Source organism: Vibrio sp. RM-41-2B, assembly GCF_024744415.1.
In the GTDB taxonomy this organism is placed as follows: Bacteria; Pseudomonadota; Gammaproteobacteria; order Enterobacterales; family Vibrionaceae; genus Vibrio; species Vibrio diabolicus.
Window position 1 is genome coordinate 405,979 of record NZ_JAMQWD010000006.1, and the last position, 26,023, is coordinate 432,001.

Annotated in this window: 21 protein-coding genes and 1 other RNA gene; 19 read left to right on the forward strand and 3 right to left on the reverse strand. The window is 46.1% G+C overall.

The genetic code is table 11. The annotated features are described in order from the left end of the window. Position 1 precedes the first annotated feature (1 nt). Together NB463_RS07005 and NB463_RS07010 are read right to left on the reverse strand one after the other, a co-directional pair. Positions 2-370 (reverse strand): YraN family protein, encoded by a 369-nt coding sequence (locus tag NB463_RS07005; RefSeq protein WP_012842156.1) that lies wholly within the window; start codon positions 368-370, stop codon positions 2-4. Next, positions 357-2,168, reverse strand: coding sequence for a penicillin-binding protein activator (locus NB463_RS07010; RefSeq protein ID WP_048626628.1), 1,812 nt, complete (start codon positions 2,166-2,168; stop codon positions 357-359). The genes NB463_RS07005 and NB463_RS07010 overlap by 14 nt, the downstream gene beginning before the upstream one ends. A gap of 68 nt (positions 2,169-2,236) precedes the next feature. On the opposite strand from NB463_RS07010, the gene rsmI reads away from it, so the two are divergent. From rsmI to lpxC, 16 genes are all read left to right on the forward strand, one after another. After that, positions 2,237-3,100 carry a 16S rRNA (cytidine(1402)-2'-O)-methyltransferase gene (rsmI, locus tag NB463_RS07015; RefSeq protein ID WP_005396454.1) on the forward strand — a complete coding sequence of 288 codons (864 nt, stop codon included), beginning with the start codon at positions 2,237-2,239 and terminating at the stop codon, positions 3,098-3,100. 166 nt (positions 3,101-3,266) lie between these two features. Next, positions 3,267-3,694, forward strand: an RNA gene (rnpB, locus tag NB463_RS07020) — RNase P RNA component class A. A gap of 229 nt (positions 3,695-3,923) precedes the next feature. Beyond that, complete coding sequence (gene rsmH, locus NB463_RS07025) at positions 3,924-4,874, forward strand: 16S rRNA (cytosine(1402)-N(4))-methyltransferase RsmH (protein WP_258432479.1); 951 nt, start codon at positions 3,924-3,926, stop codon at positions 4,872-4,874. A gap of 5 nt (positions 4,875-4,879) precedes the next feature. Continuing rightward, positions 4,880-5,197 (forward strand): cell division protein FtsL, encoded by a 318-nt coding sequence (gene ftsL / locus NB463_RS07030; protein WP_124008985.1) that lies wholly within the window; start codon positions 4,880-4,882, stop codon positions 5,195-5,197. Then, complete coding sequence (locus NB463_RS07035; protein ID WP_134647748.1) at positions 5,194-6,987, forward strand: penicillin-binding transpeptidase domain-containing protein; 1,794 nt, start codon at positions 5,194-5,196, stop codon at positions 6,985-6,987. The genes ftsL and NB463_RS07035 overlap by 4 nt, the downstream gene beginning before the upstream one ends. A 62-nt stretch (positions 6,988-7,049) precedes the next feature. Then, positions 7,050-8,531 (forward strand): UDP-N-acetylmuramoyl-L-alanyl-D-glutamate--2,6-diaminopimelate ligase, encoded by a 1,482-nt coding sequence (murE, locus tag NB463_RS07040; protein WP_258432478.1) that lies wholly within the window; start codon positions 7,050-7,052, stop codon positions 8,529-8,531. Then, positions 8,528-9,892 carry a UDP-N-acetylmuramoyl-tripeptide--D-alanyl-D-alanine ligase gene (locus tag NB463_RS07045; protein ID WP_258432477.1) on the forward strand — a complete coding sequence of 455 codons (1,365 nt, stop codon included), beginning with the start codon at positions 8,528-8,530 and terminating at the stop codon, positions 9,890-9,892. The genes murE and NB463_RS07045 overlap by 4 nt, the downstream gene beginning before the upstream one ends. Continuing rightward, on the forward strand, positions 9,892-10,974 hold the full coding sequence (gene mraY, locus NB463_RS07050) for a phospho-N-acetylmuramoyl-pentapeptide-transferase (protein ID WP_005372931.1): 1,083 nt from the start codon (positions 9,892-9,894) through the stop codon (positions 10,972-10,974). The genes NB463_RS07045 and mraY overlap by 1 nt, the downstream gene beginning before the upstream one ends. A 39-nt stretch (positions 10,975-11,013) precedes the next feature. Then, the gene (murD, locus tag NB463_RS07055) at positions 11,014-12,327 is read left to right on the forward strand and encodes a UDP-N-acetylmuramoyl-L-alanine--D-glutamate ligase (RefSeq protein WP_258432476.1); all 1,314 of its coding nucleotides are present in this window, start codon (positions 11,014-11,016) and stop codon (positions 12,325-12,327) included. Between the two features lie 18 nt (positions 12,328-12,345). Next, entirely contained in the window at positions 12,346-13,554 is a 1,209-nt protein-coding gene (gene ftsW, locus NB463_RS07060; RefSeq protein WP_258432475.1) for a cell division protein FtsW, read from the forward strand. After that, the gene (gene murG, locus NB463_RS07065; RefSeq protein ID WP_104974500.1) at positions 13,541-14,608 is read left to right on the forward strand and encodes an undecaprenyldiphospho-muramoylpentapeptide beta-N-acetylglucosaminyltransferase; all 1,068 of its coding nucleotides are present in this window, start codon (positions 13,541-13,543) and stop codon (positions 14,606-14,608) included. Before ftsW ends, murG begins: the two co-directional genes overlap by 14 nt. A 22-nt stretch (positions 14,609-14,630) precedes the next feature. After that, positions 14,631-16,088: a UDP-N-acetylmuramate--L-alanine ligase gene (gene murC, locus NB463_RS07070; protein ID WP_005396442.1), complete on the forward strand. Its 1,458-nt coding sequence runs from the start codon at positions 14,631-14,633 to the stop codon at positions 16,086-16,088. Positions 16,089-16,280: 192 nt separating this feature from the next. Further along, positions 16,281-17,063, forward strand: a complete 783-nt coding sequence (locus NB463_RS07075; protein ID WP_012842151.1) for a cell division protein FtsQ/DivIB — start codon at positions 16,281-16,283, stop codon at positions 17,061-17,063. Further along, a complete protein-coding gene (ftsA, locus tag NB463_RS07080; RefSeq protein WP_012842150.1) occupies positions 17,056-18,318 on the forward strand; it encodes a cell division protein FtsA in 1,263 nt (420 codons plus the stop codon). The genes NB463_RS07075 and ftsA overlap by 8 nt, the downstream gene beginning before the upstream one ends. Before the next feature lie 30 nt (positions 18,319-18,348). After that, complete coding sequence (gene ftsZ / locus NB463_RS07085; RefSeq protein WP_012842149.1) at positions 18,349-19,587, forward strand: cell division protein FtsZ; 1,239 nt, start codon at positions 18,349-18,351, stop codon at positions 19,585-19,587. 101 nt (positions 19,588-19,688) lie between these two features. Further along, the gene (gene lpxC, locus NB463_RS07090; RefSeq protein WP_005381871.1) at positions 19,689-20,606 is read left to right on the forward strand and encodes a UDP-3-O-acyl-N-acetylglucosamine deacetylase; all 918 of its coding nucleotides are present in this window, start codon (positions 19,689-19,691) and stop codon (positions 20,604-20,606) included. A gap of 113 nt (positions 20,607-20,719) precedes the next feature. Here lpxC and NB463_RS07095 read toward each other — a convergent pair whose 3' ends face one another. Then, positions 20,720-21,178 carry a DUF721 domain-containing protein gene (locus tag NB463_RS07095; RefSeq protein ID WP_012842148.1) on the reverse strand — a complete coding sequence of 153 codons (459 nt, stop codon included), beginning with the start codon at positions 21,176-21,178 and terminating at the stop codon, positions 20,720-20,722. Between the two features lie 408 nt (positions 21,179-21,586). Here NB463_RS07095 and secA point away from each other — a divergent pair, with 408 nt between their 5' ends. From secA to dapB, 3 genes are all read left to right on the forward strand, one after another. Then, positions 21,587-24,316 carry a preprotein translocase subunit SecA gene (gene secA / locus NB463_RS07100; protein WP_005396435.1) on the forward strand — a complete coding sequence of 910 codons (2,730 nt, stop codon included), beginning with the start codon at positions 21,587-21,589 and terminating at the stop codon, positions 24,314-24,316. A 166-nt stretch (positions 24,317-24,482) separates the two neighbouring features. After that, a complete protein-coding gene (gene mutT, locus NB463_RS07105) occupies positions 24,483-24,881 on the forward strand; it encodes an 8-oxo-dGTP diphosphatase MutT (RefSeq protein WP_005396433.1) in 399 nt (132 codons plus the stop codon). A gap of 110 nt (positions 24,882-24,991) precedes the next feature. Then, positions 24,992-25,801, forward strand: a complete 810-nt coding sequence (gene dapB / locus NB463_RS07110; RefSeq protein WP_006742699.1) for a 4-hydroxy-tetrahydrodipicolinate reductase — start codon at positions 24,992-24,994, stop codon at positions 25,799-25,801. Positions 25,802-26,023 lie beyond the last annotated feature (222 nt).

Below are 26,023 nucleotides of genomic sequence, written 5' to 3' on the forward strand. Positions count from 1 at the left end.
CTTATCCTTCAGAGATTGCGTTTTCTATCCAGTTGATATCTCGCCCATTGTCATGAATAGCGATGACATCAAACCGATAATCGATATTGTGTTTTAAGCGCTTTTGTTGGCTAAGCCAAACTTGTGCAGTTTTGATTAGCTTGCGCATTTTTGCGTGCGTTACCATTTCTGCTGCTGAGCCAAAGTGATCATTCTTACGATATTTGACTTCAACAAACACGATAGTTTCACCTTGTTGGAAGATTAAATCAATCTCACCGACCTTGGTCAGGAAATTTTGTTCAATAAAGCGCAAGCCCTGGCGTTGCAAATAGTGCTTCGCCAGAGCTTCATATTGATTTCCGATTTGGCGCTTACTAAAGAGCCCCACGCTCAGCCCAGCTCAATTCACGCTGTACAACACAGTTGTTGTCGATACTTAAAATACCGGTTTGGCCACCGACTGAGTAACCAGGAACGACCTTCATTTGTGGAAGTTCACCGATCAATTTATATGCATCCATACCGAGTGCTTTCAAACGTTTTTCCATGTTAGATTGCTCTGACCAAAGCTCGTTCATTTCAGCGGTCACGCTAGGATCTGGGTCAATCAGCAATGGAATGTCGCTGTAGATGATGCCTGTTAGATCTTCGTATGTCGCGCCGCCACTGTTGCTACGCGAACTAGAGAAGATTTGTGGTGCTTTCGCATCAGGGTTAATCGCTACTTCGATAAACGGCTTGATCAAAGTCAGCTCAGTGCTTCTAGCTACGATATAAACCGCATCAACATCACGACGGCTACGTGGCTGTGTTTCAAGCTTAATTCGCATTAATGATTGCATCTGGGCGATACGCTGCTTGCTCTCTTGCAGGCCAAATACTTCATTGATGTCTTTTTGAAGTTGGCGCTTGTCACCAAAGTAACTTGCTGCGACTTTGTTAGAGCTGTACTTTCGCCATTCTTTGTTGAAAGCCTCAGTTACACGCTCTCCAAAGCTGCCTTTTGGTGCAAGAATAAGAGGGAAGTTGTAGCCTTCGCTGAACAAGTGTTTTGCAGCTTGTGCGGCTTCTTGTTCCGGTGATAATGCCAAGTAGCAAATATTGCTATCTGGTTGCACATCCTCGGGGATATTTAGCGCAAGGGCTGGAATGGTAGGGCCGTTTGCTGAGCCATCCATGGTTGTGTGCAACAACTCCACGTTCTCTTTTTCTAGAGGGCCAACAACAAAATCGATGTTTTCATTGATCAAGCGTTGTTTAATTTGGTCAGCGTTATACGCATTGGTGTCAATCACCGTAAGTGTTGCACTAGGATCTCGATTACGATCATTCATCATCGCAAACACAAAACCATCACGAATTAATTGCGCTTGTGGCGAGAACTTACCCGTCAGCGGCAGCAATAAAGCAGTATTGTTTGGCTTCACGATATCAAGAGAGAGAATGTTTTGAATCTCTTCTGGTGTATAGATAGCAGCTGGGTGCGAAGGGTTTTCGCTTAACCAGCGCTCTAGCGTATTTTTAAGTTGGGACAGGTTGCCCGACAGCGTTTTTGCATAAACAGCCAGCTGAAGCCAGCCGTCTAGAACATCCTCATTCGGCTCTGTTTCTAATGAGGTGAGTTCATATTCTGAGTAGCTGCCAAAGTTCATCCAAATACGGCTAGAGATTTCCCTCTGCTCTGCTGACGAGGCGTATTGACCAAATGCAACCAGCTGGCGGTTTGCTTCAAACGCTTGGTTAAGGCCTTGATAAGCGTCGGCACGCATCAAGTAATAGTCTTTCCATTGCTCGTTTGGCAATTTCCACCAAGGTTTAAAGTTTAACAATTGCAGCAACTGCGAGTAATTACCTTGCTTTTGCTGTATGGTCGCACGCGCCAGTTGCCACTCCGCTTGCTGAACTTCGGTCAACTGTTGTCGAGCCAGACGTTTGATCAACAGTTCTGCTTGATCAAACTGGTTCGCTTGAATAGCGGCTTTGGTTGCCATGATCAACCAGTCATTTTGTAAACTGCCTTCCGTGCTATCAGCTTGGATCATATAGTTCTGAACAGACTGAGTAGGCTCAAGTGTTACATCAACGCCATCAGGCTGTCTTGGACCTGAAGAACAGGCGGCGAGCGTAATTGCTAGTGCAACAGGAGTAAGTATGCGTGGTACACTGAGTCTCTTATGGTTAATCATTGCCGTGAGTTCTCTATAATTTTGTACAAAATTGTCTCTATATTAATCGTTGAAGTGATGGTAAACAAATGACAGATAAAAATAAGTTGCCGAATGAGGGGCCAACTCTCTATATCGTACCGACTCCAATCGGAAATTTAGCGGATATCACCCAACGTGCTATCGAAATTCTGTCGACGGTGGACATCATTGCTGCTGAGGATACTCGTCATACGGGTAAATTACTGTCTCACTTCAATATTCAAACCAAAACTTTTGCTCTGCATGATCATAATGAGCAGCAAAAAGCACAGGTTTTGGTAGAAAAGCTGCTTTCCGGTCAGTCTATCGCGTTAGTTTCTGACGCTGGTACGCCACTTATCAGCGACCCAGGATACCATTTGGTGACAAAATGTCGTCAAGCGGGCGTTAGAGTTGTGCCGCTTCCTGGTGCTTGCGCGGTCATTACGGCGTTAAGTGCATCAGGCTTGCCATCCGATCGCTTTAGCTTCGAAGGCTTTTTACCACCGAAAAGCAAAGGCCGTAAGGATAAATTCCTAGAGATTGCTTCGGTAGAGCGTACGTGTATTTTTTACGAGTCACCGCACCGTATTTTGGACTCTCTACAAGACATGTTAGACGTTCTTGGCCCAGATAGAGAAGTCGTGTTGGCGAGAGAACTAACGAAAACCTTTGAAACCATTCAAGGTATGCCATTAGGTGAGTTAATTGAGTGGGTGAAAAGTGACGATAACCAACAGCGTGGCGAAATGGTATTATTGGTACATGGTCACCGCGAAACCGCGGACGATTCATTGCCAGATGATGCCTTGCGTACATTAGGGATTTTAACCAAAGAGTTGCCTTTGAAAAAAGCAGCGGCTTTGGTGGCAGAAATTCATAACTTGAAGAAGAATGCGTTGTATAAGTGGGGCTTAGAAAACTTAGACTAAGCACTGCTAACGAGACACATGGTAAAGCGGGTCGATGGAAAATATCGGCCTTTTTTAGGCTCAACGTTTGATGGTTAGGTTAAAAAAGCACCACTCAATGCATTCATTTCATCATATCTGTGATCTCACTAGACTCTGAGTAGATAACTCTATACAATCCGCCCTCGGAGTTGACTGGGTAGTCGCTGCTTTACTGATGTCCTTCGGGAGACTGACGTTGAAGTCCTTTGGGAGACTGACGTTGACGTCCTTCGGGAGACTGGTAAAGGGGAGGAAAGTCCGGGCTCCATAGAGCAGGGTGCCAGGTAACGCCTGGGGGGCGCAAGCCTACGACAAGTGCAGCAGAGAGAAGACCGCCGATGGCCCTAGGGCACAGGTAAGGGTGAAAGGGTGCGGTAAGAGCGCACCGGACGACTAGCAATAGTTCGTTGCAGGGTAAACTCCACCCGGAGCAAGACCAAATAGGCCTCCACATTGCGTTGCTCGCGTAAGGAGGCGGGTAGGTTGCTTGAGCCAGTGAGCGATTGCTGGCCTAGACGAATGGCTACCGCCGCGCAAGCGGAACAGAACCCGGCTTATGTGTCGACTCCAACTATTCGAGACCCATCACTACTTTTTGTAGTGATGGGTTTTTTGCATTTTATTGACGCAAACCCTGTCATTACCAATAAACTTGGCGTTAAATCACGTCTGACTTTAGACTTGAGGTGGCGATGATGTGGGAAATCAGTACACTATGGTAGGTTGATCTTTTGCTATAAATATTCAGCATGAGAGAGCAACATATCTTAAAATCGCTTCAAGATCATTCAACGAGAAAGCTATGACCGAAACCTTCCAACATATTTCCGTGTTATTAAATGAATCCATTGATGGCTTAGCTATCAAACCAGACGGTATCTATATCGATGGAACATTTGGCCGTGGCGGTCACAGCCGGACTATTCTATCTAAACTCGGCGAAAACGGCCGACTGTACAGTATCGATCGTGACCCTCAAGCGATAGCTGAAGCAGGCAAAATCAATGATCCTCGCTTCACCATCATTCATGGTCCATTTTCTGGTATTGCTGAGTATGCTGAAGAGTATGACTTGGTTGGCAAAGTAGATGGCGTTCTACTGGATTTAGGGGTTTCATCTCCGCAGTTAGACGACGCAGAGCGTGGCTTTAGCTTTATGAAAGACGGCCCGCTAGATATGCGTATGGACCCAACATCAGGTATTCCCGTATCTCAATGGCTAATGGAAGCTGACTTAGATGATATTACTTGGGTGATTCGTGAGTTTGGTGAAGACAAACACGCGCGCCGTATTGCCAAAGCGATTGTTGCCTACCGTGAAGACGAAGAAAATGAACCTCTGGTACGTACTGGCCAGCTCGCGAAGCTGATCTCAGATGCTGCACCCAAAAGCTTTAAAGAGAAAAAACACCCTGCGACTCGTGCGTTCCAGGCATTTCGTATTTACATCAACAGTGAGTTAGAAGAAATTGATACGGCACTAAAAGGTGCGGCAAGCATTCTGGCTCCTGAAGGTCGTTTATCTGTCATCAGTTTCCACTCTCTGGAAGACCGTATGGTCAAACGTTTTATCCGTAAAGAGAGCAAAGGACCTGAAGTGCCACATGGCATTCCAATGACTGAAGAGCAAATTCGTACTCTTGGTAGTGCGAATATGAAAGCGGTGAGCAAAGCGATTAAGCCAAGCAAACAAGAAATTGAAATGAACCCTCGTTCGCGCAGCTCTGTGCTAAGAATTGCAGAAAAGCTTTAATTATTATGACGAAACCCACTCCTAACCTTGCTAAGTTGATTGCAACGGATCTTATCAGCGTTGGTCGCTGGCCATTACTGTTGTTGCTATTGATCGTGGCATCGGCAATGGGAGTGGTATTTGCTACCCACCATGCGCGTCAAGCGATCACCGAAAAAGATCACACTTTGGTTGAACGAGAGCGTTTAGATAGCGAATGGCGCAACCTGATGTTGGAAGAAACGGCCCTCGCGGAACACAGTCGTGTTCAAGACCTTGCCAAAAAAGAACTTGAAATGAAACGACCTGATGGCGATAAAGAAGTGGTTGTCACGCTCAAATGATTAGAAAGAAAACCAACACGAAACCAAGCAACAAGCGTAAACCTGTCGCGAAAGAAAAAAACGCTTCGGGGGATACGAAAACCGAGAAAAAAGCAGTGAAAGTGGAGGTTGAAGAATCCTTTCTGATTCGTTGGCGCTTCCATCTATTACTGTTTTTTGTCTTTTGTGCATTTGCACTTTTGGTGGCGCGCGTAGCCTATATTCAAATCATTGAACCGGATAACCTGATTAAACAAGGTGACCTACGCTCGGTTCGTGTGAAATCCATCCCTTCTGCACGCGGTATTATTTCGGACCGAAATGGTGAGCCGCTCGCTGTCAGTGTGCCTGTTGAGGCCGTTTGGGCGGATCCCGCGACGATATTTAAAGAAAACGCCTTAAGCCAGACCAAGAGCTGGTATGCATTAGCGGATGTTCTTGGTGTTGACCGACAAGGGTTGATAGACAAGATCAAGCACAATGAAAAGCGCCGCTTTATTTACTTGCAGCGCCAAGTGAGTCCAGCCATGGCGAACTATATTCGTGAGCTAAAGCTGCCTGGTGTGGGTCTTAAGTCAGAATCTCGTCGTTACTATCCTGCCGGTGAGGTTAGTGCTCACTTAGTTGGGGTGACGGGGATTGATGGGCATGGTCTAGAGGGTGTTGAGCGTAGCTACGATGAGTGGCTTACTGGCGCCGCAGGTAAGAAAACCATTCGTAAAGACCGTTATGGTCGCGTCGTAGAAAACATTGCGTGGCAAGACAAGCAAGAAGGTAAGTCACTCCAGTTGACAATCGACCAGCGCCTACAGGCGATTGCTTATCGTGCGATTAAACAAGCCGTTGCGGACCATCGCGCTACGTCAGGCTCCGTTGTTATGTTGGACGTGAAAACTGGCGCCGTATTGGCCATGGTGAATGCGCCTTCCTACAACCCTAACAATCGTAGCGACTGGCAAAGCTATAAAATGCGTAACCGAGTGATCACGGACTCGATGGAGCCAGGCTCCACCATTAAGCCTTTCGTTATTTTAGCCGCCTTAGAAAATGGGGTAGCCGATAAAGATACCATCGTAGATACCGGTAATGGTGTACTTCGTTTAGGTGGTAGCCGAGTAAGAGATGTATCCCGCGTGGGTAAAGCGAGCTTGACCACGATCCTCAAAAAATCGAGTAACATCGGTGTGACGAAGCTGGCAATGCAAATGCCAGTAGAGGCGCTGCTCGGTCTGTACAGCTCTGTGGGCTTTGGTGAGCTTTCTGGTCTGAACCTCGTTGGGGAAGTGACTGGTATCTTCCCGACACGAACACGATGGTCTCCTATTGAACGTGCCACGATTGCGTTTGGTTATGGTCTATCGATAACGCCAATCCAGTTAGCGCATGCCTATGCGACGCTTGGAAATCTCGGCAAATACGAGCCAATCCATATTATCGAAAGCAATGATCATGACATGTCGCGCCAAGTAGTGAGTGCAAAGTACGCACGCCAGGTCTTGGACATGCTGGAAACCGTAACCCAAAAAGGAGGCTCAGCTCGTCGAGCGGCAGTTCCTGGTTATCGAGTGGGAGCCAAAACAGGTACCTCACGTAAAGCGTCTGCAGGTGGATACAGCGATGAGTACATCACTTATACGGCAGGGCTTGCTCCGGTTAGCGATCCGCGAATTGCATTGGTTGTGATCGTAAACGAGCCTCAAGGTGATGATTACTATGGTGGTTCGGTAGCGTCTCCTGTCTTCTCTGAAATCATGAAAGGCGCGCTACAAATACTCAATGTTGCACCAGACGAAAACAAATTCCAGCAGTAAGCCGAGTGGCTTACTGAGCAAACAAAATTAAGAAAACCTGAGCCAAAGCTCGGAGAACAAATATGACTAAAGCCATCAGTATGGACGTGCTGCTTTCCCCTTGGGTGGATTGCCCCAGCTTATCGTCCGTTCTTGTTTCTGAATTGGAGCTCGACAGCCGAAGAGTTCAGCCTGGAACCACGTTTGTTGCGGTGATTGGCCATATTGTGGATGGGCGTAACTTCATTGCTTCTGCCATTGAGCAAGGGGCCAATGCGGTTCTAGCGCAAGCCTGTGATGTAAAAGCACACGGCACGGTGGAAATCATCGATGACGTTCCCGTTATTTACCTCGATACGTTGGATCAACGTTTATCTGCAATCGCTGGAAAGCTTTATGCTTACCCAGATATGGATTTGATTGGTGTCACCGGTACTAACGGTAAAACCACCATTACCCAGCTAATTGCACAATGGCTAGAGCTACTTGGCCACAAAGCGGCAGTGATGGGCACGACGGGAAATGGTTTTCTCGACAATTTACAGCAAGTCGCGAATACAACAGGGAATGCTGTAGAAATTCAGAAAACGCTGTCCTCTCTCGCAAATCAACAAGCCACATACACCGCGCTAGAAGTCTCTTCTCATGGCTTAACGCAAGGCCGTGTCAAGGCGTTGTCGTTTGCGGCGGGTGTGTTTACTAATCTAAGTCGTGATCACCTAGATTATCATGGCACGATGGAAGAGTACGCCAATGCAAAGCTGGAGTTGTTTACGCAACATCAATGTGAACGTGCCATTATTAATGTCGATGATGAGGTCGGTCATGCATGGGCGACGCAGTTGAGCAATGCGATTGCAGTATCACTCAAACCGAACACTGAGTTTGAAAGCGCAATTTGGGCGACAGATGTCCGTTACGCGGAGTCGGGGATTACTATCCAATTTGATGGTAAATTTGGCTCAGGTCAATTGCACGCGCCACTGATTGGTGAGTTTAACGCAACCAACTTAATGCTCGCTTTTGCGACCTTATTAAGCTTGGGTAAGGATAAACAAGCGTTACTCGAAACCGCAGGTCAGTTGCAACCTGTACTCGGCCGAATGGAGTTATTCCAAACAGAGGACCATGCCAAAGTCGTGGTCGATTATGCCCATACTCCTGATGCTCTAGAAAAAGCGCTGCAAGCTTTACGAGTTCACTGTGAGGGGCAGCTTTGGGCTATTTTTGGTTGCGGGGGCGATCGCGATGCAGGTAAGCGCCCAATGATGGCGGAAATTGCAGAGCGTCTAGGTGACAGAGTGGTTTTGACGGACGATAACCCACGCAGTGAAGATCCGGTTCAGATTGTAAAAGACATGCTATCCGGGCTGTCAAAACCTGCCGAAGCGATTGTGCAGCATGACCGTTTCAAAGCACTGTCTTATGCGGTTGAGAATGCTTCGCCAAAAGACATCATCTTGTTAGCTGGGAAGGGCCATGAAGATTATCAGATTCGGAATGGCGAAACGATTCATTACTCCGACCGCGAATCCGCTATGCAACTTTTAGGATTGACCTCATGATCAAAGTAACGTTATCTCAAATTGCCAACATCACTCGCGGTGAGCTATTCGGCGATGATCTACTTATCGACGCGGTTTCTACTGATACACGAGCGATTGACAACGGTGCTTTATTTGTTGCGCTGGAGGGTGAGCGCTTTGATGCGCACAACTTTTGCCAACAAGCGGTGGATGCAGGCGCTGGTGCTTTACTCGTACAAAAACGTCTAGATGTGAATGTGCCACAAGTCGTGGTGTCGGACACCAAAATGGCACTGGGTGAGTTAGCCTCTTGGGTGCATCAAACTTGCCAAACACCTACCGTTGCCATCACAGGCAGTTGCGGTAAAACGACCGTCAAAGAAATGGTCGCGAGCATTCTGCAATTGAAAGGCAAAGTGCTGTTTACTGCAGGTAACTTCAACAATGATATTGGTGTTCCGTTGACGTTATTGCGCTCACAGCAGGATGACGATTATGCCGTGATTGAGCTTGGTGCTAATCATATCGGTGAAATTGCTTACACAACGCAGTTAGTAAAACCAGATATCGCGTTAGTGAATAATGTAGCCGCCGCGCACCTTGAAGGCTTTGGTTCTATTGATGGCGTGAAACAAGCCAAAGGTGAAATTTACCAAGGTCTTGCTGCAGGTAGTATTGCGATTGTCAATTTAGACAGCAATGGCGAAACAAAGTGGGAAAGCGTGCTGGCGGATAAGGAAGTTATCACCTTCTCACAAAGTAATTCTGCGGCTGATTACTATGCATCAAATATCGTGATGAATGCCGCGGGAGAGGCCAGCTTTAACCTACATATCGCAGCAAGCTCACAAGAAATTGAACTGTCTCTGGGTATTATAGGTCAACACAACGTGGCGAATGCAATCGCAGCTTCTATTATTGCGTTACAAATGGGCGCCACATTAGAAGAGGTTCGCGCTGGCCTTAAACATTTAAACAAAGTGAAAGGTCGCGTCGAGGTTGAAGCGCTGAGCGAAAAAATCAAATTGATTGATGACAGCTACAACGCAAGCGTGCCAGCCATGAAAGCGGCGGTTGACTTATTAGCTGCTTTCCCAGGTCAGCGCTGGCTGATTTTAGGTAATATGGCGGAAATGGGCGAGGAAAGTCTTGCACTTCATCGTCAAGTCGGGGAACATGCTGCCCCACAAAAATTTGAACATGTTCTCACATATGGTGCAGACGCCAAGGTGATCAGTGAGCTTTGCCAAGGCATTCATTTTGAGACGCACCAAGAGATGATTGAATACATCAAGCAGCATCTAGACCAAGCCGTTCCTGAAAACCATACGATTTTGGTGAAAGGAGCGAACGGTGCACGTATGTTTGAAGTCGCTGCTGCTTTGAAGGAGTATTATTAATGATTATTTGGCTTGCCGAGCTGCTACAGCCATACCTGTCTTTTTTCCGATTGTTTGAATACTTGTCTTTTCGAGCAATTCTAAGCGTATTAACCGCTCTGGGTCTGTCATTATGGATGGGACCAATCATGATCAAGCGTTTGCAAATGCTGCAAATTGGTCAGGTAGTACGTAACGAAGGTCCTGAATCTCACTTTAGTAAGCGTGGTACTCCAACGATGGGCGGTATCATGATCTTAGCGGCCATCTCAATCACAATCTTGCTTTGGACTGACTTATCCAACCCATATGTATGGGCGGTATTGACGGTCTTGCTTGGCTACGGTGCAGTCGGATTTGTTGATGATTATCGTAAAGTGGTGCGAAAAAATACCGATGGTTTGATCGCGCGTTGGAAGTACTTCTGGCAATCGTTGATCGCGTTTGTCGTGGCTTTTGCATTGTACGCTTACGGTAAAGACACTGCAGCCACTCAGCTCGTGGTGCCATTCTTTAAAGACATCATGCCGCAACTTGGTTTGATGTACATTATCCTGACTTACTTTGTGATTGTCGGTACGAGTAACGCGGTTAACCTGACCGATGGTCTAGACGGTTTGGCAATCATGCCAACGGTTCTTGTTGCTGCAGGCTTCGCGGTTATTGCATGGGCGACGGGTAACGTTAACTTCTCTGAATACCTTCATATTCCATACCTACCACATGCTTCTGAGTTGGTTGTCGTATGTACAGCAATCGTCGGTGCAGGCCTTGGTTTCTTGTGGTTTAACACGTATCCAGCACAAGTGTTCATGGGTGATGTCGGCTCACTAGCGCTTGGCGGCGCATTAGGCACCATTGCGGTTCTCGTTCGTCAAGAGTTGGTGTTGGTGATCATGGGCGGTGTGTTTGTGATGGAAACGCTGTCGGTAATTCTACAGGTGGGTTCATACAAACTGCGTGGTCAGCGGATCTTCCGTATGGCACCGATTCACCACCACTACGAATTGAAAGGTTGGCCAGAACCTCGCGTAATCGTGCGCTTCTGGATTATTTCTATGGTTCTTGTTCTGATTGGTCTTGCGACATTGAAAGTGCGTTAATCGCACTTTCTAAGAACAAGATTTACAGTGTGATCAAATATGGAACGTTGGCAAAACATACATAGCGTTGTCGTCGTAGGGCTCGGTATTACCGGGCTCTCTGTCGTTAAACACCTAAGAAAAAATCAGCCACAGCTTGTGGTCAAAGTCATTGATACTCGCGTAAACCCTCCGGGTGCAGAGCGCTTGCCGGAAGGTGTTCAACTGCATAGTGGTGGTTGGAATACAGACTGGCTTTCTGACGCTGATCTTATCGTGACCAACCCTGGTATTGCGCTAGCGACACCAGAGATCCAAGCCGTATTAGCAAAAGGCACGACAGTAGTTGGTGATATTGAGTTATTCGCCTGGGCGGTGCAGAAACCGGTGATTGCGATTACGGGCTCAAACGGTAAGAGCACAGTCACCGATCTCACTGGCGTGATGGCCAAGGCCGCGGGTTTGGAAGTTGGCGTTGGTGGCAATATCGGCGTTCCTGCATTGGATTTACTAGAACATGACGCAGACCTATATGTGCTTGAACTCTCGAGCTTCCAGTTGGAAACAACGTCAAGCTTAAAGCTCAAAGCCGCTGCGTTTCTGAATCTTTCTGAAGATCATATGGACCGTTATCAAGGCATGTCTGACTATCGACAAGCCAAGTTGCGTATTTTTGATCATGCTGATCTCGCGGTAGTGAACCGTGATGATAAAGAAACCTTCCCAGACGCAGAGATGCCATTGGTGACATTTGGCAGCGACAATCAGGACTTTGGTCTCGAGGTGGATGGCAATCGCACTTGGCTACTCGATCATGGTCAACGAGTTATCGCAAGTGATGAGCTTAAGTTGGTTGGTAAGCACAACTTATCTAATGCTCTGGTTGCTTTAGCGCTATTAAAAGCTGCGGACGTAGACTATCACAACGCATTGAATGCACTTAAAAATTACACGGGACTGACACACCGATGCCAGGTGGTTGCGGATAATCAAGGCGTAAAATGGGTGAATGACTCTAAAGCAACTAATATTGCGAGCACTATGGCTGCGCTATCTGGTTTGGAGTCGACAGGTAAGCTCTACTTGCTCGTTGGTGGTGTTGGCAAGGGGGCTGACTTCTCGCCATTAAAACCGATCTTCGCGACGCTTAACTTGCAACTGTGCTGCTTTGGCGCTGATGGCGATGACTTTATGCCACTGCATGAATCTGCAATACGTTTCGACACCATGGAAGATGTGATTCAACAAGTATCTTCGCAGTTAAAACCAGGTGATATGGTGATGCTGTCTCCAGCATGTGCTAGCTTTGATCAATTCGACAACTTTATGGCAAGAGGCGATGTCTTCGCTGCTCTTGCTCAGAAATATGCATAATTAAAGGTTACACACTTCGTGGGTTTAGGTAACGTTAAACGCAGTATTGGCAATTGGCTCAAGCATCCAGCCCCAGAGGCGATGTTTGATCGTCAGCTAGTGTGGATTGCACTGGGTTTGATGTTGACGGGGTTGGTGATGGTAACCTCTGCATCATTTCCGATCAGCTCACGATTAACCGAACAGCCGTTTCACTTTATGTTTCGTCACGCGACGTTTCTTGTGCTGGCGTTAGGGACATCCGCTGTTATTTTGCAAGTACCTTTGCAAGAGTGGTTTAAGAAGAGCCATTACTTACTTTGGGCTTCTTTCGCACTGTTGATCATCGTGCTCTTGGCGGGTAAGTCGGTTAATGGTGCGTCTCGTTGGATTCCCCTTGGGCTGTTTAACCTTCAGCCAGCAGAGGTCGCGAAGCTATCGCTGTTTATCTTCATGTCTGGTTACTTAGTTCGAAAGCAAGACGAAGTACGACAAACCTTCTTTGGTGGCTTTATGAAGCCAATCATGGTGTTTGCTTTCTTCGCAGTATTACTGCTTGGTCAGCCAGACTTGGGTACGGTCGTCGTGATGCTAGTAACACTGTTTGGCATGCTGTTTATCGCAGGCGCAAAACTGACTCAGTTTCTCGCGTTGATGGTGGCAGGTATCGGCGCTGTGGTAGGTTTGATTTTAGTCGAACCATACCGTATGCGACGAGTAACCTCCTTCCTTGACCCGTGGGAAGACCCATTTGGTAGTGGCTATCAGTTGACTCAGTCTTTGATGGCGTTTGGTCGTGGTGAATGGTTCGGTCAAGGTCTCGGTAATTCAATTCAAAAACTGGAATATCTACCGGAAGCGCATACCGACTTTGTGTTTGCCGTACTTGCTGAAGAGCTCGGTTTTGTTGGCGTTGTGTTGGTCTTAATGTTGATTTTTAGCTTAGTGCTAAAAGCGGTTTACATAGGCAAGCGTGCGTTTGAAGAAGGCGAAATGTTCGGCGGTTATCTGGCTTTCGGTATCGGTATTTGGTTTGCGTTCCAGACGTTGGTTAACGTTGGTGCTGCAGCCGGTATCGTACCAACCAAAGGTTTAACACTCCCGCTAATCAGTTATGGTGGTTCCAGTCTGATTATTATGTCCGTCGCAGTGTCCATATTGCTGCGTATCGATTACGAATGCCGCTTGAAACGCGAGCAACAACAATCAGAACAACAATCAGAACAACAAACTAATGAAACAAAATAAACGTTTGATGGTGATGGCTGGTGGTACTGGCGGTCACGTATTCCCAGGGTTAGCTGTAGCAAAACAGCTGCAAGAGCAAGGCTGGGAGATCCGTTGGTTAGGCACGGCGGATCGAATGGAAGCGGATTTGGTGCCAAAACATGGCATTGAAATCGATTTTATCAAAGTGAAAGGGTTACGAGGTCAAGGCGTAAAGCGTCTGCTTGCAGCTCCATTTCAAATTATTAATGCCATCATGCAAGCTCGGGCGCACATGAAGCATTGGAAGCCCGATGCCGTGTTAGGTATGGGTGGTTATGTGAGTGGTCCCGGTGGTATTGCGGCTTGGTTGAGCGGTATTCCTGTTGTTCTGCACGAACAAAACGCGGTTGCGGGTTTGACAAACCAATGGCTATCAAAAATTGCTAAGAAAGTCTTTCAGGCCTTTCCTGGCGCGTTCCCTAATGCTGAGGTAGTCGGTAACCCAGTTCGTGAAGACCTAACAAGATTAGAAGCGCCTGCAGAGCGAATGCAAGATCGCCAAGGCCCAATTCGTATTCTGGTGATGGGCGGTAGCCAAGGTGCACGCATTCTTAACCAAACTCTGCCAGAAGTGATGGCAAAGTTGGGCGGTGATTACTGTATTCGTCATCAAGCGGGCAAAGGTTCCGCCGAAGAAGTGAACGCAGCATACCAAGCTAATGGTGTGGTAAATGCAGAAGTCACAGAGTTCATTGACGACGTAGCAGAGGCTTATGCATGGGCTGACCTTTTAGTTTGTCGTTCAGGGGCGTTAACCGTTTCTGAAGTTTCTGCTGCTGGCGTTGGTGCGATCTTTATTCCTTTTATGCATAAAGATCGCCAACAAGCACTGAATGCCGATCATCTAGTAGAATGCGGCGCAGCGAAAATGATTGAACAACCAGATTTAACCGTTGAGTCTCTGACTCAGCAGATCCAACAATTGGATCGCCAAGCTTTACTTACGATGGCTGAGCAAGCGCGTGGCGCTGCTAAATTGAATGCCGACCGAGTTGTCGCACAAGCCATTGTCGCTTTGACCGAAAAGCGTTAACGAATTATTGAGAATAGAATTGATGACAATCCAACATACACAAGACTTAGCTCAGATTCGCGCCATGGTGCCAGAGATGCGCCGCGTGAAATCCATCCACTTCATCGGTATTGGTGGTGCGGGCATGAGCGGCATTGCAGAAGTGCTGTTGAACGAAGGCTACCAAATCACGGGTTCTGACCTATCAGAAAACCCTGTGACAGAGCGTTTAGTATCAAAAGGTGCGACGGTATTTATCGGGCACCAAGCTAGCAATGTTGAAAAAGCCAGTGTGGTTGTGGTTTCAACCGCTATCAACGAAGAAAACCCAGAAGTGATGGCTGCGCGGGAGTTACGTATACCTATTGTACGTCGTGCTGAGATGCTCGCTGAGTTGATGCGCTTCCGTCATGGTATTGCCGTTGCGGGCACGCACGGTAAAACGACGACGACGGCGCTCGTGACACAAATTTATTCTGAAGCCGGTCTTGATCCAACGTTTGTAAACGGTGGCTTGGTGAAAAGCGCAGGTACAAATGCTCGTTTAGGCTCGAGTCGTATTCTAATTGCTGAGGCGGATGAGAGCGACGCGTCATTCCTGCACCTGCAACCAATGGTAAGTATCGTCACTAATATTGAAGCCGATCATATGGATACTTATGGGGGTGACTTTGAAACGTTAAAGCAAACCTTCATTGATTTTCTACACAATCTACCGTTCTACGGCCAAGCTATTGTTTGTATTGATGATCCTGTGGTTCGAGAGTTAATCCCACGTATTAGTCGTCAAGTGATTACTTACGGTTTCTCCGCAGATGCTGACGTACGCATTGAAAACTATCGTCAAGAAGGTCAGCAAGGCAAATTTACGGTAGTACGTAAAGGGCGTGCCAACCTAGATATCACTCTGAACATTCCAGGTCGTCACAATGCACTTAATGCGTCGGCTGCGATTGCAGTGGCTACCGAAGATGACATTGAAGACGATGCAATTCTAAAAGCAATGGCCGGAACGCAAGGCACGGGACGACGTTTTGATCACCTTGGCGAGTTTGATACCGGTAATGGTCATGCCATGTTAGTGGATGATTACGGACACCACCCAACAGAAGTTGATGTGACCATTAATGCTGCGCGAAGCGGTTGGCAAGATAAACGTCTCGTTATGATTTTCCAACCACACCGTTATAGCCGTACTCGTGATCTATACGATGACTTTGCGAATGTGCTAGAGCAAGTTGATGTATTAATCATGTTGGATGTTTATGCCGCAGGTGAAAAGCCAATTGCAGGAGCTGATGGACGTTCATTGTGTCGCACAATTCGCAGCCGAGGTAAGGTAGATCCGATTTTTGTTCCAGAAATCGAGCAATTACCTTCAGTTTTAGCTAACGTTATACAAGACGGCGACCTAATCTTAACGCAAGGTGCGGGTGATGTTGGTAAAGTGGCGAAACAACTGGCAGGTCTTGAATTAAATATAAACAAGATGCTTGGTTAACATAGATTGTTGGCGCGAAGGACAGATAAAGACTCAGATCTCGGTTTTGCGTCAATATCATTGTGATTTATTGCTATCAGTGTTTGATAGTTTACAAGAGCTCAGTATAATCCCAAGGTTAAAGTCAAGACTTTTACCTCTGCGTAATTATGTGGGTAAAAAGTACACGACAAAAGTCAGGAAACGAAGACGTTGTTGAATATTGCACTGAATGACGAGCGACCAAACACGGATAATAACCGTGGTCGCCAAGAGAAAATCTTGGGTGCGTTATTTTTCGTTGTGGTTGTGACCTTAATTAGTTCTGTTTTGTACTCGGCGATCAGTTGGATGTGGGATGACCAAAGGTTACCTCTCTCCAAAATAGTACTTCAGGGAAAACTGGAGTATGTCCAAGCTGACGATGTGCAGGCTGCATTTAGTCGAATAGATCACATCGGTACATTTATGTCTCAGGATATTGATGTATTACAGCAAAGTGTCGAAGCTCTGCCGTGGGTGGCGCATGCCGCAATCCGAAAGCAGTGGCCGGATACAGTAAAAGTTTTTTTGACAGAGCATCAACCTGAAGCCATTTGGAATGGCAACGAACTGTTAGATAAAAATGGGTTTGTTTTTGATGGCGATGTGGCTCTGTTACAAGAAGAAAAAGTGAAACTGTACGGACCCAAAGACAGCGGACCAGAAGTCTTACAGACTTACCGTGATTTGAGTCCTAAGTTTCAGCAATTGGGTTTAGCGATATCGTCTCTGGTATTAAACGAGCGACGAGCTTGGCAAATCATCCTTGATAACGGTATTCGATTAGAGCTCGGTAAAGAGTCTCTTCTTGAGCGTATAGAGCGATTTTTTAAGCTCTATAACAAGCTTGGCAGTGACACGCAAAGAATCAGTTATATCGATCTTAGGTACGATACAGGAGCCGCAGTTGGTTGGTTTCCTGAACAAGAGTTAGAAGAGAGTACAGATGACTAAGGCCGCTGATGACAACATTATTGTTGGTCTTGATATAGGCACTGCAACCGTATCGGCTCTAGTGGGTGAGGTTCTACCAGACGGTCAAATTAATATTATTGGCGCAGGTAGTAGCCCTTCACGTGGCATGGATAAAGGTGGCGTGAATGACTTGGAGTCGGTTGTAAAATCAGTACAACGTGCAATTGATCAAGCTGAATTGATGGCCGAGTGCCAAATCAGCCGAGTCTTCATTTCGTTGTCTGGTAAGCATATCGCAAGCCGAATTGAAAAAGGTATGGGCACGATTTCAGATGAAGAAGTGTCTCAAGAAGACATGGATCGCGCTATCCATACCGCAAAATCGATTAAAATCGGTGATGAACAGCGAATCCTTCATGTGATTCCGCAAGAGTTCACCATTGATTACCAAGAGGGAATCAAAAATCCGCTTGGTTTATCTGGGGTAAGAATGGAAGTAAGTGTCCACCTTATCTCATGCCATAATGACATGGCACGCAATATTATTAAGGCGGTAGAACGATGCGGCCTTAAAGTAGAGCAACTCGTATTTTCTGGGCTTGCTGCAAGTAATGCAGTAATCACCGAGGATGAAAGAGAGCTTGGAGTTTGTGTGGTGGATATTGGCGCCGGCACGATGGATGTGGCCATCTGGACTGGCGGTGCGTTACGTCACACAGAAGTATTTTCGTACGCAGGAAATGCTGTAACCAGCGATATTGCTTTTGCTTTTGGTACGCCAGTGAGCGATGCTGAAGAAATAAAAGTCAAATATGGCTGTGCTTTGAGTGAACTGGTCAGTAAGGATGACACGGTTAATGTACCAAGCGTAGGTGGGCGACCATCACGTAGTCTACAACGTCAAACGTTGTCAGAAGTGATTGAGCCACGCTACTCTGAGCTTATGGGACTGGTTAACCAAACTATTGACTCTGTACAAGCGAAATTGCGCGAAGAGGGTATAAAGCACCATCTAGCTGCGGGAGTTGTACTCACCGGCGGTGCTGCGCAAATGGACGGAGTGATAGAATGTGCGGAACGCGTATTCCGCAATCAAGTAAGGGTCGGCAAACCGCTCGAAGTCAGCGGATTAACTGACTATGTAAAAGAGCCGTACCATTCTACGGCAGTTGGATTACTTCATTACGCAAGAGACATGCAGTCTAGCGACGATAGCGATTATAATGAACCTAAACGCTCATCTGTTACTGGCTTTTTCGATAAATTGCGTAACTGGATACAAAAAGAGTTTTAACCTGAGTTGCAGGATAAACGGAGACAACACATGTTTGAACCGATGATGGAAATGTCTGACGATGCAGTAATCAAGGTCGTTGGGGTTGGTGGCGGCGGTGGTAACGCCGTTGAACACATGGTGCGTGAATCCATCGAAGGTGTGGAATTCATCAGCGTCAACACTGATGCGCAAGCACTTCGTAAGACAAGCGTTGGCAATGTTATTCAGATCGGTGGCGATATCACCAAAGGTCTGGGTGCAGGTGCTAATCCACAGGTTGGCCGTGACGCAGCTCTCGAAGACAGAGATAGAATTAAAGATTCCCTAACTGGCGCCGATATGGTGTTTATCGCAGCTGGTATGGGTGGCGGTACAGGTACTGGTGCAGCACCTGTTATTGCTGAAGTAGCTAAAGAGCTTGGCATTCTAACTGTCGCGGTAGTGACAAAACCGTTCAGCTTTGAAGGCAAAAAGCGTTTGGCGTTCGCTGAGCAAGGTATCGATGAGCTGTCTAAGCACGTTGACTCTTTGATTACGATTCCAAACGAAAAGCTGCTTAAAGTACTTGGCCGTGGTGTCACGCTACTAGAAGCTTTTGCAAGTGCGAACGACGTTCTTAAGAACGCTGTTCAAGGCATTGCAGAGCTAATTACTCGCCCTGGCATGATCAACGTCGACTTTGCGGACGTAAGGACAGTAATGTCTGAAATGGGTCACGCGATGATGGGCAGCGGTATTGCTAAAGGCGAAGACCGTGCTGAAGAAGCGGCTGAAATGGCAATTTCTAGCCCACTTCTGGAAGACATCGATCTAGCGGGCGCTCGTGGTGTTCTTGTCAATATTACTGCAGGTCTGGATATGCGTCTTGACGAGTTTGAGACGGTTGGTAATACAGTGAAAGCATTTGCTTCTGACAATGCAACTGTTGTTATCGGTACTTCTCTAGACCCAGATATGACGGACGAAATCCGCGTAACAGTTGTAGCGACAGGTATTGGCAATGAGAAAAAACCAGATATCACGCTAGTTGCGGGTGGTAAAGCGAAAGTGGCTCCGACGCCGCAGGCTCAACCACAACAGCAAGCGGCGGCAACGCAAGCTGAAGAGAAACCGGCACAAACCTTGCAAAATAATCAAGTGCAAGAGAAGCCACAGGTAACTCCTCAGCCGACAAATACAGTTTCTTCTTCTCCAGCATCGTCGAGCCAAAGCTCTGCGGCTCCGAAGCAAGAGAAGGAAAGTGGTTATTTAGATATCCCGGCATTTTTGCGTCGTCAGGCTGATTAATCTTTAATCCATAAATTTGACATGGCTCAAAATTATGGTAGCATTCACGGTCGACGTTACAGACGGCCGTGTTTTGTAGCAAATTTTTGAGAGGCAAGCAGATGATCAGACAACGTACTCTGAAAGAAATAGTGAAAACAACTGGTGTGGGCCTCCACTCTGGTCGTAAAGTCACGCTTACTCTGCGCCCGGCTGCTGCAAATACAGGTATCATTTACCGTCGTACAGATGTAAACCCACCTGTAGATTTTCCAGCTGATCCAGCTTCTGTTCGTGACACCATGCTATGTACTGCTTTGGTAAACGACGAAGGTGTGCGTATTTCAACTGTAGAGCACTTGAATGCGGCACTTGCTGGTATGGGCATCGACAACATTGTTGTCGAAGTAGACGCACCTGAAATTCCAATTATGGATGGTAGTGCTAGCCCATTTGTATACTTGCTACAACAAGCAGGTATCGAAACGCAAAATGCGCCAAAACGTTTCATCCGTATTAAAAAGCCAGTTCGTTTTGAAGATGGCGATAAATGGGCAGAGTTTGTACCATTTAACGGCTTCCGCATGGACTTCGAAATTGAATTTAATCACCCTGCTATTGAGTCAGACGAACAGCGCTTGCTGTTTGATTTCTCCTCAAAAGGCTTCGTTCGTGAAATTTCTCGTGCACGTACGTTTGGCTTTATGCGTGATATCGAATATCTACAGTCTCAAAACCTAGTTTTGGGTGGTAGTTTCGACAATGCTATCGTATTGGATGATTACCGTATTCTTAACGAAGAAGGCCTACGCTTTGAAAATGAGTTTGTGACTCACAAAGTGTTGGATGCGATTGGTGATCTTTACATGTGTGGTCACCCAATCATCGGTGAATTTCGCGCCTTTAAATCGGGTCACGGTTTGAACAACCAACTTCTGCGAGCTGTTCTTGCTGATCAGGAAGCGTGGGAGTGGACTACATTCGAAGAAGAAGTCGGCTCACCAGTAGCATTCGCTGAACCAAATATGGTGCTTGCGTAAATACTCGGGATTAAAATTAATAAAAAACCAGGCTTATGCCTGGTTTTTTGCTATTTGGCTTTAATCTTGGGCTTATTAATAGCATTCGAGCTTTCAGCATATTGAAATAACGGTTACTTACGGTCTTTCTTTTCTGCCATATCGGCCAATCGCTTTAAACGCTCTTGAATTTTAGGCGGTGCCATGTCGGCAATCGTCATCAATGACTTTGCTGCAGATTCTGTTAATGGTGGACGTTTAGGTCTGTCGTCTTGTTCGAAACGATTTCTGTATAATGATGGATTGATCCTCACTTCAACGCTCATCAGTTTGGCAAAGCCTTGAGTACGAAGTTTATTTAGGATCATGAGGCGATCGTAATCGATCTTCATTTTGATCGCGGCACTAGAAACATCGATCAATAGGTGGCCGTTACGAACATTCGCCACCCGGCAATGATCGGCCGTCCCAGTGGGTAAGATCTCTTGCAAAGCTTGGTTAAGCTGTAAGATTTCTCCAGCATGTTCTTGAATCTGCTTGAACTGTGATTCAGCAATAACATCTTCAGTCGAGGTTGGACGGTGATCACGCATAGGTAAAATCTAATTTTGTTGAGATATCAGCTATTCTAGAGCAGCTTTCTATCAAGGTATAGTTTACATTAACGTCTTTCGCTTCAGTTTTACAATGTAGCAAGGTAAAAAGCAAAGTCTGCTCTGAATAGATTACACATATTGTGGTATGCAATATCGTCTAATCAGTCACCACTTTAAGTAAAAACTTCAGAGTGCTTCAAACAAATACGTCTATTTATGGTTGTATCGATGAAAAATCCTTACACTAAGCCACATTGTTTCGAAACTTAGCCTTGAAATATGGATGTTTGAACTCAATATCTTTGATAAATGATTTATCTCAGTATTCTTAGTTCCAAACTGGCAGAGACTGAAGGCATTATGAGTAGATCGGGAACGGTCTGATTAAAGAGAGATTCACGAAAAATGATAACTAAGCTACTGACAAAAGTGATTGGCAGTCGCAACGACCGAACACTGCGCCGCCTTAGAAAAATTGTAAAAGAAATTAATAACTACGAGCCAACATTCGAAGCTCTAAGTGATGAAGAGTTAAAAGCAAAGACGGTTGAGTTCCGTGAGCGCCTAGAGAAAGGTGAAACTCTTGATAAACTACTTCCTGAAGCTTTTGCTACGGTTCGTGAGGCATCTAAGCGTGTCTACGGCATGCGTCACTTCGACGTTCAGCTTATCGGTGGTATGGTTCTAAATGCGGGTCAAATTGCGGAGATGCGTACAGGTGAAGGTAAAACGCTGACTGCAACGCTTCCTGCTTACTTAAATGCTCTTGCTGGTAAAGGCGTTCACATCGTAACAGTGAACGATTATCTAGCTAAACGTGATGCTGAGACGAACCGCCCTCTATTTGAATTTTTAGGTATGACCGTTGGCGTAAACGTGCCAAACATGCCTCCTCAAGAGAAAAAAGAAGCGTACCAAGCTGACATTCTATACGGAACCAACAATGAATTTGGTTTTGACTACCTTCGTGACAATATGGCTTTCCGTAGCGAAGACCGTGTACAGCGTGATCGCTTCTTTGCAGTTGTCGATGAGGTAGACTCAATCCTAATTGATGAAGCTCGTACTCCTTTGATCATTTCTGGTCCTGCTGAAGATAGCTCTGAACTATACACTCGAATCAACCTTTTGATCCCGCATCTGAAAAAGCAAGATAAAGAAGACTCTGAAGAATACCGTGGTGATGGTCACTACACTGTTGATGAAAAGTCAAAGCAAGTATACCTAACTGAAACGGGTCAAGAATACGTTGAAGAACTGTTGGTGAAAAACGGTCTGATGGAGGAAGGGGATACACTTTACTCTCCGGCTAACATCAGCATGTTGCATCACGTGAATGCTGCTTTGCGTGCTCATGTGTTATTCGAGCGTAACGTTGATTACATTGTTACTGATGAAGGTGAAGTGGTCATCGTTGATGAACACACTGGTCGTACAATGCCAGGTCGTCGTTGGTCTGAAGGTCTTCACCAAGCAGTAGAAGCGAAAGAAGGCGTTAAGATCCAAAACGAAAACCAAACTTTGGCTTCTATTACCTTCCAGAACTACTTCCGTTTATACGAAAAACTGTCAGGTATGACAGGTACAGCGGATACTGAAGCGTTCGAATTCCAGTCTATCTATGGTTTGGAAACGGTGGTTATCCCAACCAACAAGCCGATGATTCGTAACGATATGCCAGATGTGGTTTACCGTACTGAAGCAGAGAAGTTTGCGGCAATCATTGAAGATATTAAAGAGCGTGTTGCCAAAGGGCAGCCAACGCTTGTTGGTACTGTGTCGATTGAAAAGTCAGAACTTCTTTCTAACGCATTGAAGAAGGCTAAGATCAAACACAACGTATTGAACGCGAAATTCCATGAGAAAGAAGCGGAAATTGTTGCTGAAGCGGGCATGCCTGGTGCGGTAACTATCGCGACCAACATGGCCGGTCGTGGTACGGACATTGTGCTTGGCGGTAGCTGGCAATCAAAAGTTGAAGCTTTAGAGAACCCAACTCAAGAGCAAATCGATGCGATTAAAGCAGAGTGGAAAGTGGTGCATGACCAAGTGCTAGAAGCTGGTGGTCTACATATCATCGGTACTGAGCGCCACGAATCTCGCCGTATTGATAACCAGCTACGTGGTCGTTCTGGTCGTCAAGGTGATGCGGGTTCATCGCGCTTCTACCTATCTATGGAAGACTCTTTGCTACGTATTTTCACTTCTGATCGTATGGCGAGCCTTATTCAAAGTGGTATGGAAGAAGGTGAAGCTATTGAATCGAAAATGCTTTCTCGCTCAATTGAAAAAGCACAGCGCAAAGTGGAAGGTCGGAACTTTGATATCCGTAAGCAGCTGCTTGAATACGATGATGTAGCGAACGATCAACGTAAGGTTGTCTACGAACTGCGTGACGAGTTAATGAACGTTGAAGACATCAGCGGCATGATCGAGCAAAACCGTGAAGATGTGCTAACAGCGGTTATTGATGAGTACATTCCACCACAGTCACTAGAAGATATGTGGGATGTTGAAGGTCTACAAGAGCGCTTGAAAGCGGACTTCGATCTTGATGCGCCAGTGAAGCAATGGCTTGAAGAAGACGACAAGCTTTACGAAGAAGCATTACGTGAAAAGATCATCAACCTAGCCGTTGAAGTGTACAAAGAGAAAGAGGAAGTGGTGGGTGCACAAGTGCTTCGCAACTTCGAAAAATCGGTCATGCTTCAGACTCTGGATACGCTTTGGAAAGAGCATTTGGCTGCGATGGATCACTTGCGTCAAGGTATCCATTTACGCGGTTACGCACAGAAGAACCCAAAACAAGAATACAAACGTGAGTCGTTTGAACTGTTTGAGGGTCTACTAGAAGCGCTGAAAACAGACGTTATTACTGTTCTATCTCGTGTTCGCGTTCAGCAACAAGAAGAAGTTGAACGTATGGAAGAACAGCGTCGTGCGCAAGCTGAAGAAGCCGCTCGTCGTGCGCAAGCGCAACACGCTGCAGCACAAAATCCGCTTTCTGAAGGCGAAGAATCTGAAGAAGGTTCAAATCAACCAATGGTACGTGATGAACGTAAAGTAGGTCGTAATGAACCTTGCCCTTGTGGCAGTGGCAAGAAGTACAAACAGTGCCACGGCAAAATCGACTAATCTGTTAGTCGGATTATTTATCAAAGAGTCGCTTAGGCGACTCTTTTTTTAAATAAATTCTTTGGCTATCAAATTCCATAAGTTTGATAGGTCAGAAAGTTTTTGAGATGTAGAAGCTCGTTGTCACAATAGTAAAGTACAACGGTCTTGAGAGTTAGGAGTCCCCATGAAAAGAATTCACATAGTCGCGGCAATTATTTTTAACCAAGACAAATCAAAGATCTTTATTACAAAGCGTCCTGATGATAAGCACAAAGGCGGGTTTTGGGAGTTTCCGGGTGGCAAAGTCGAGCCGGGAGAAAGCATTGAGCTTGCTATTACAAGAGAACTCGAAGAAGAAGTAGGAATTGAAGTTATTGAGCAAGCCCCTTTTGAACATTTGGAATACGACTATCCAGACAAATCACTCAAGTTTGATTTTATTACAGTATCTCAATTCAGTAATGAGCCTTACGGTCGAGAAGGTCAAGAAGGATGCTGGGTTGAAATCAGCGAATTGGGCGACTACACCTTTCCTGAAGCGAACGTACCTATCTTGGAGCGTGTTGTAAAAGAGTTTGCTTAAGCTCGATGAACTTGCTTGTGGTAACCACGGTATGTTGTTAGTTTAAACAGATTAAGCGAAACGAGAGAACGAGAGCAAACCTCGTTATCCAGAGAAGGAGAGAAAGCGCAATGGTTCGTATTGCAATCGCAGGAGCAGCTGGCCGAATGGGCCGCAATTTGGTTAAAGCTTCACACCTTAATCCTGAAGCGACAGTGAGCGCGGGATCAGAACGACCTGAGTCTTCACTTGTCGGCGTCGATATCGGTGAGCTTTGTGGTGAAGGTAAATTCGATGTGCTCTTAACGGATGATCTTGCTAAAGACGTCGATAATTTTGATGTAATCATCGATTTCACCGCTCCAGTAAGCACATTAGCGAATCTCGAGTTGTGTAAGAAATACGGTAAGAGCATTGTGATTGGGACGACTGGCTTCAGCGATGCAGAGCGTGATCTTATCGATGAAGCAGCCAAGCAAGTGCCTGTTGTGATGGCGCCAAATTATTCTGTAGGCGTAAACCTTGTCTTTAAGCTTCTTGAGAAAGCGGCCAAAGTGATGGGGGATTACTGTGATATCGAGATTGTTGAAGCACACCATCGCCATAAAGTTGATGCCCCCTCTGGTACCGCTATCGGAATGGGAGAAGCTATTGCTGGTGCGATGGGTAATAAGCTGAATGATGTAGCTGTCTATGCCCGAGAAGGCATTACTGGTGAAAGAACAAAAGATGAGATCGGCTTTGCTACGATTCGCGCTGGCGATATCGTCGGTGAGCATACAGCTATGTTTGCTGATATCGGGGAACGAGTGGAAATAACGCACAAAGCGACTGATCGCATGACGTTTGCTAATGGGGCCGTAAAGGCTGCCGTTTGGTTGAGTGCTAAACCTGCGGGCTTTTATACCATGACAGATGTTTTGGGATTGAATGAACTCTAAATACATAATTATTCGCCGGCGCTAGCCGGCTTTTTTATATCTATAGAATTATTTGTAAATAAAATGATTCTGATAGAGAAGATTTTAGCACTTACTTTTGTTGTGTTTTTGTCTGTTTTGGATTTTTTTTTAGGTGTAATCGTTAAAAGTGTTCCTGTTTTTGTCTTGGTGAACGTTTGCGTTAAAAACTCATAATTTTTTGTGATCCCTAAAAAGTTCAAA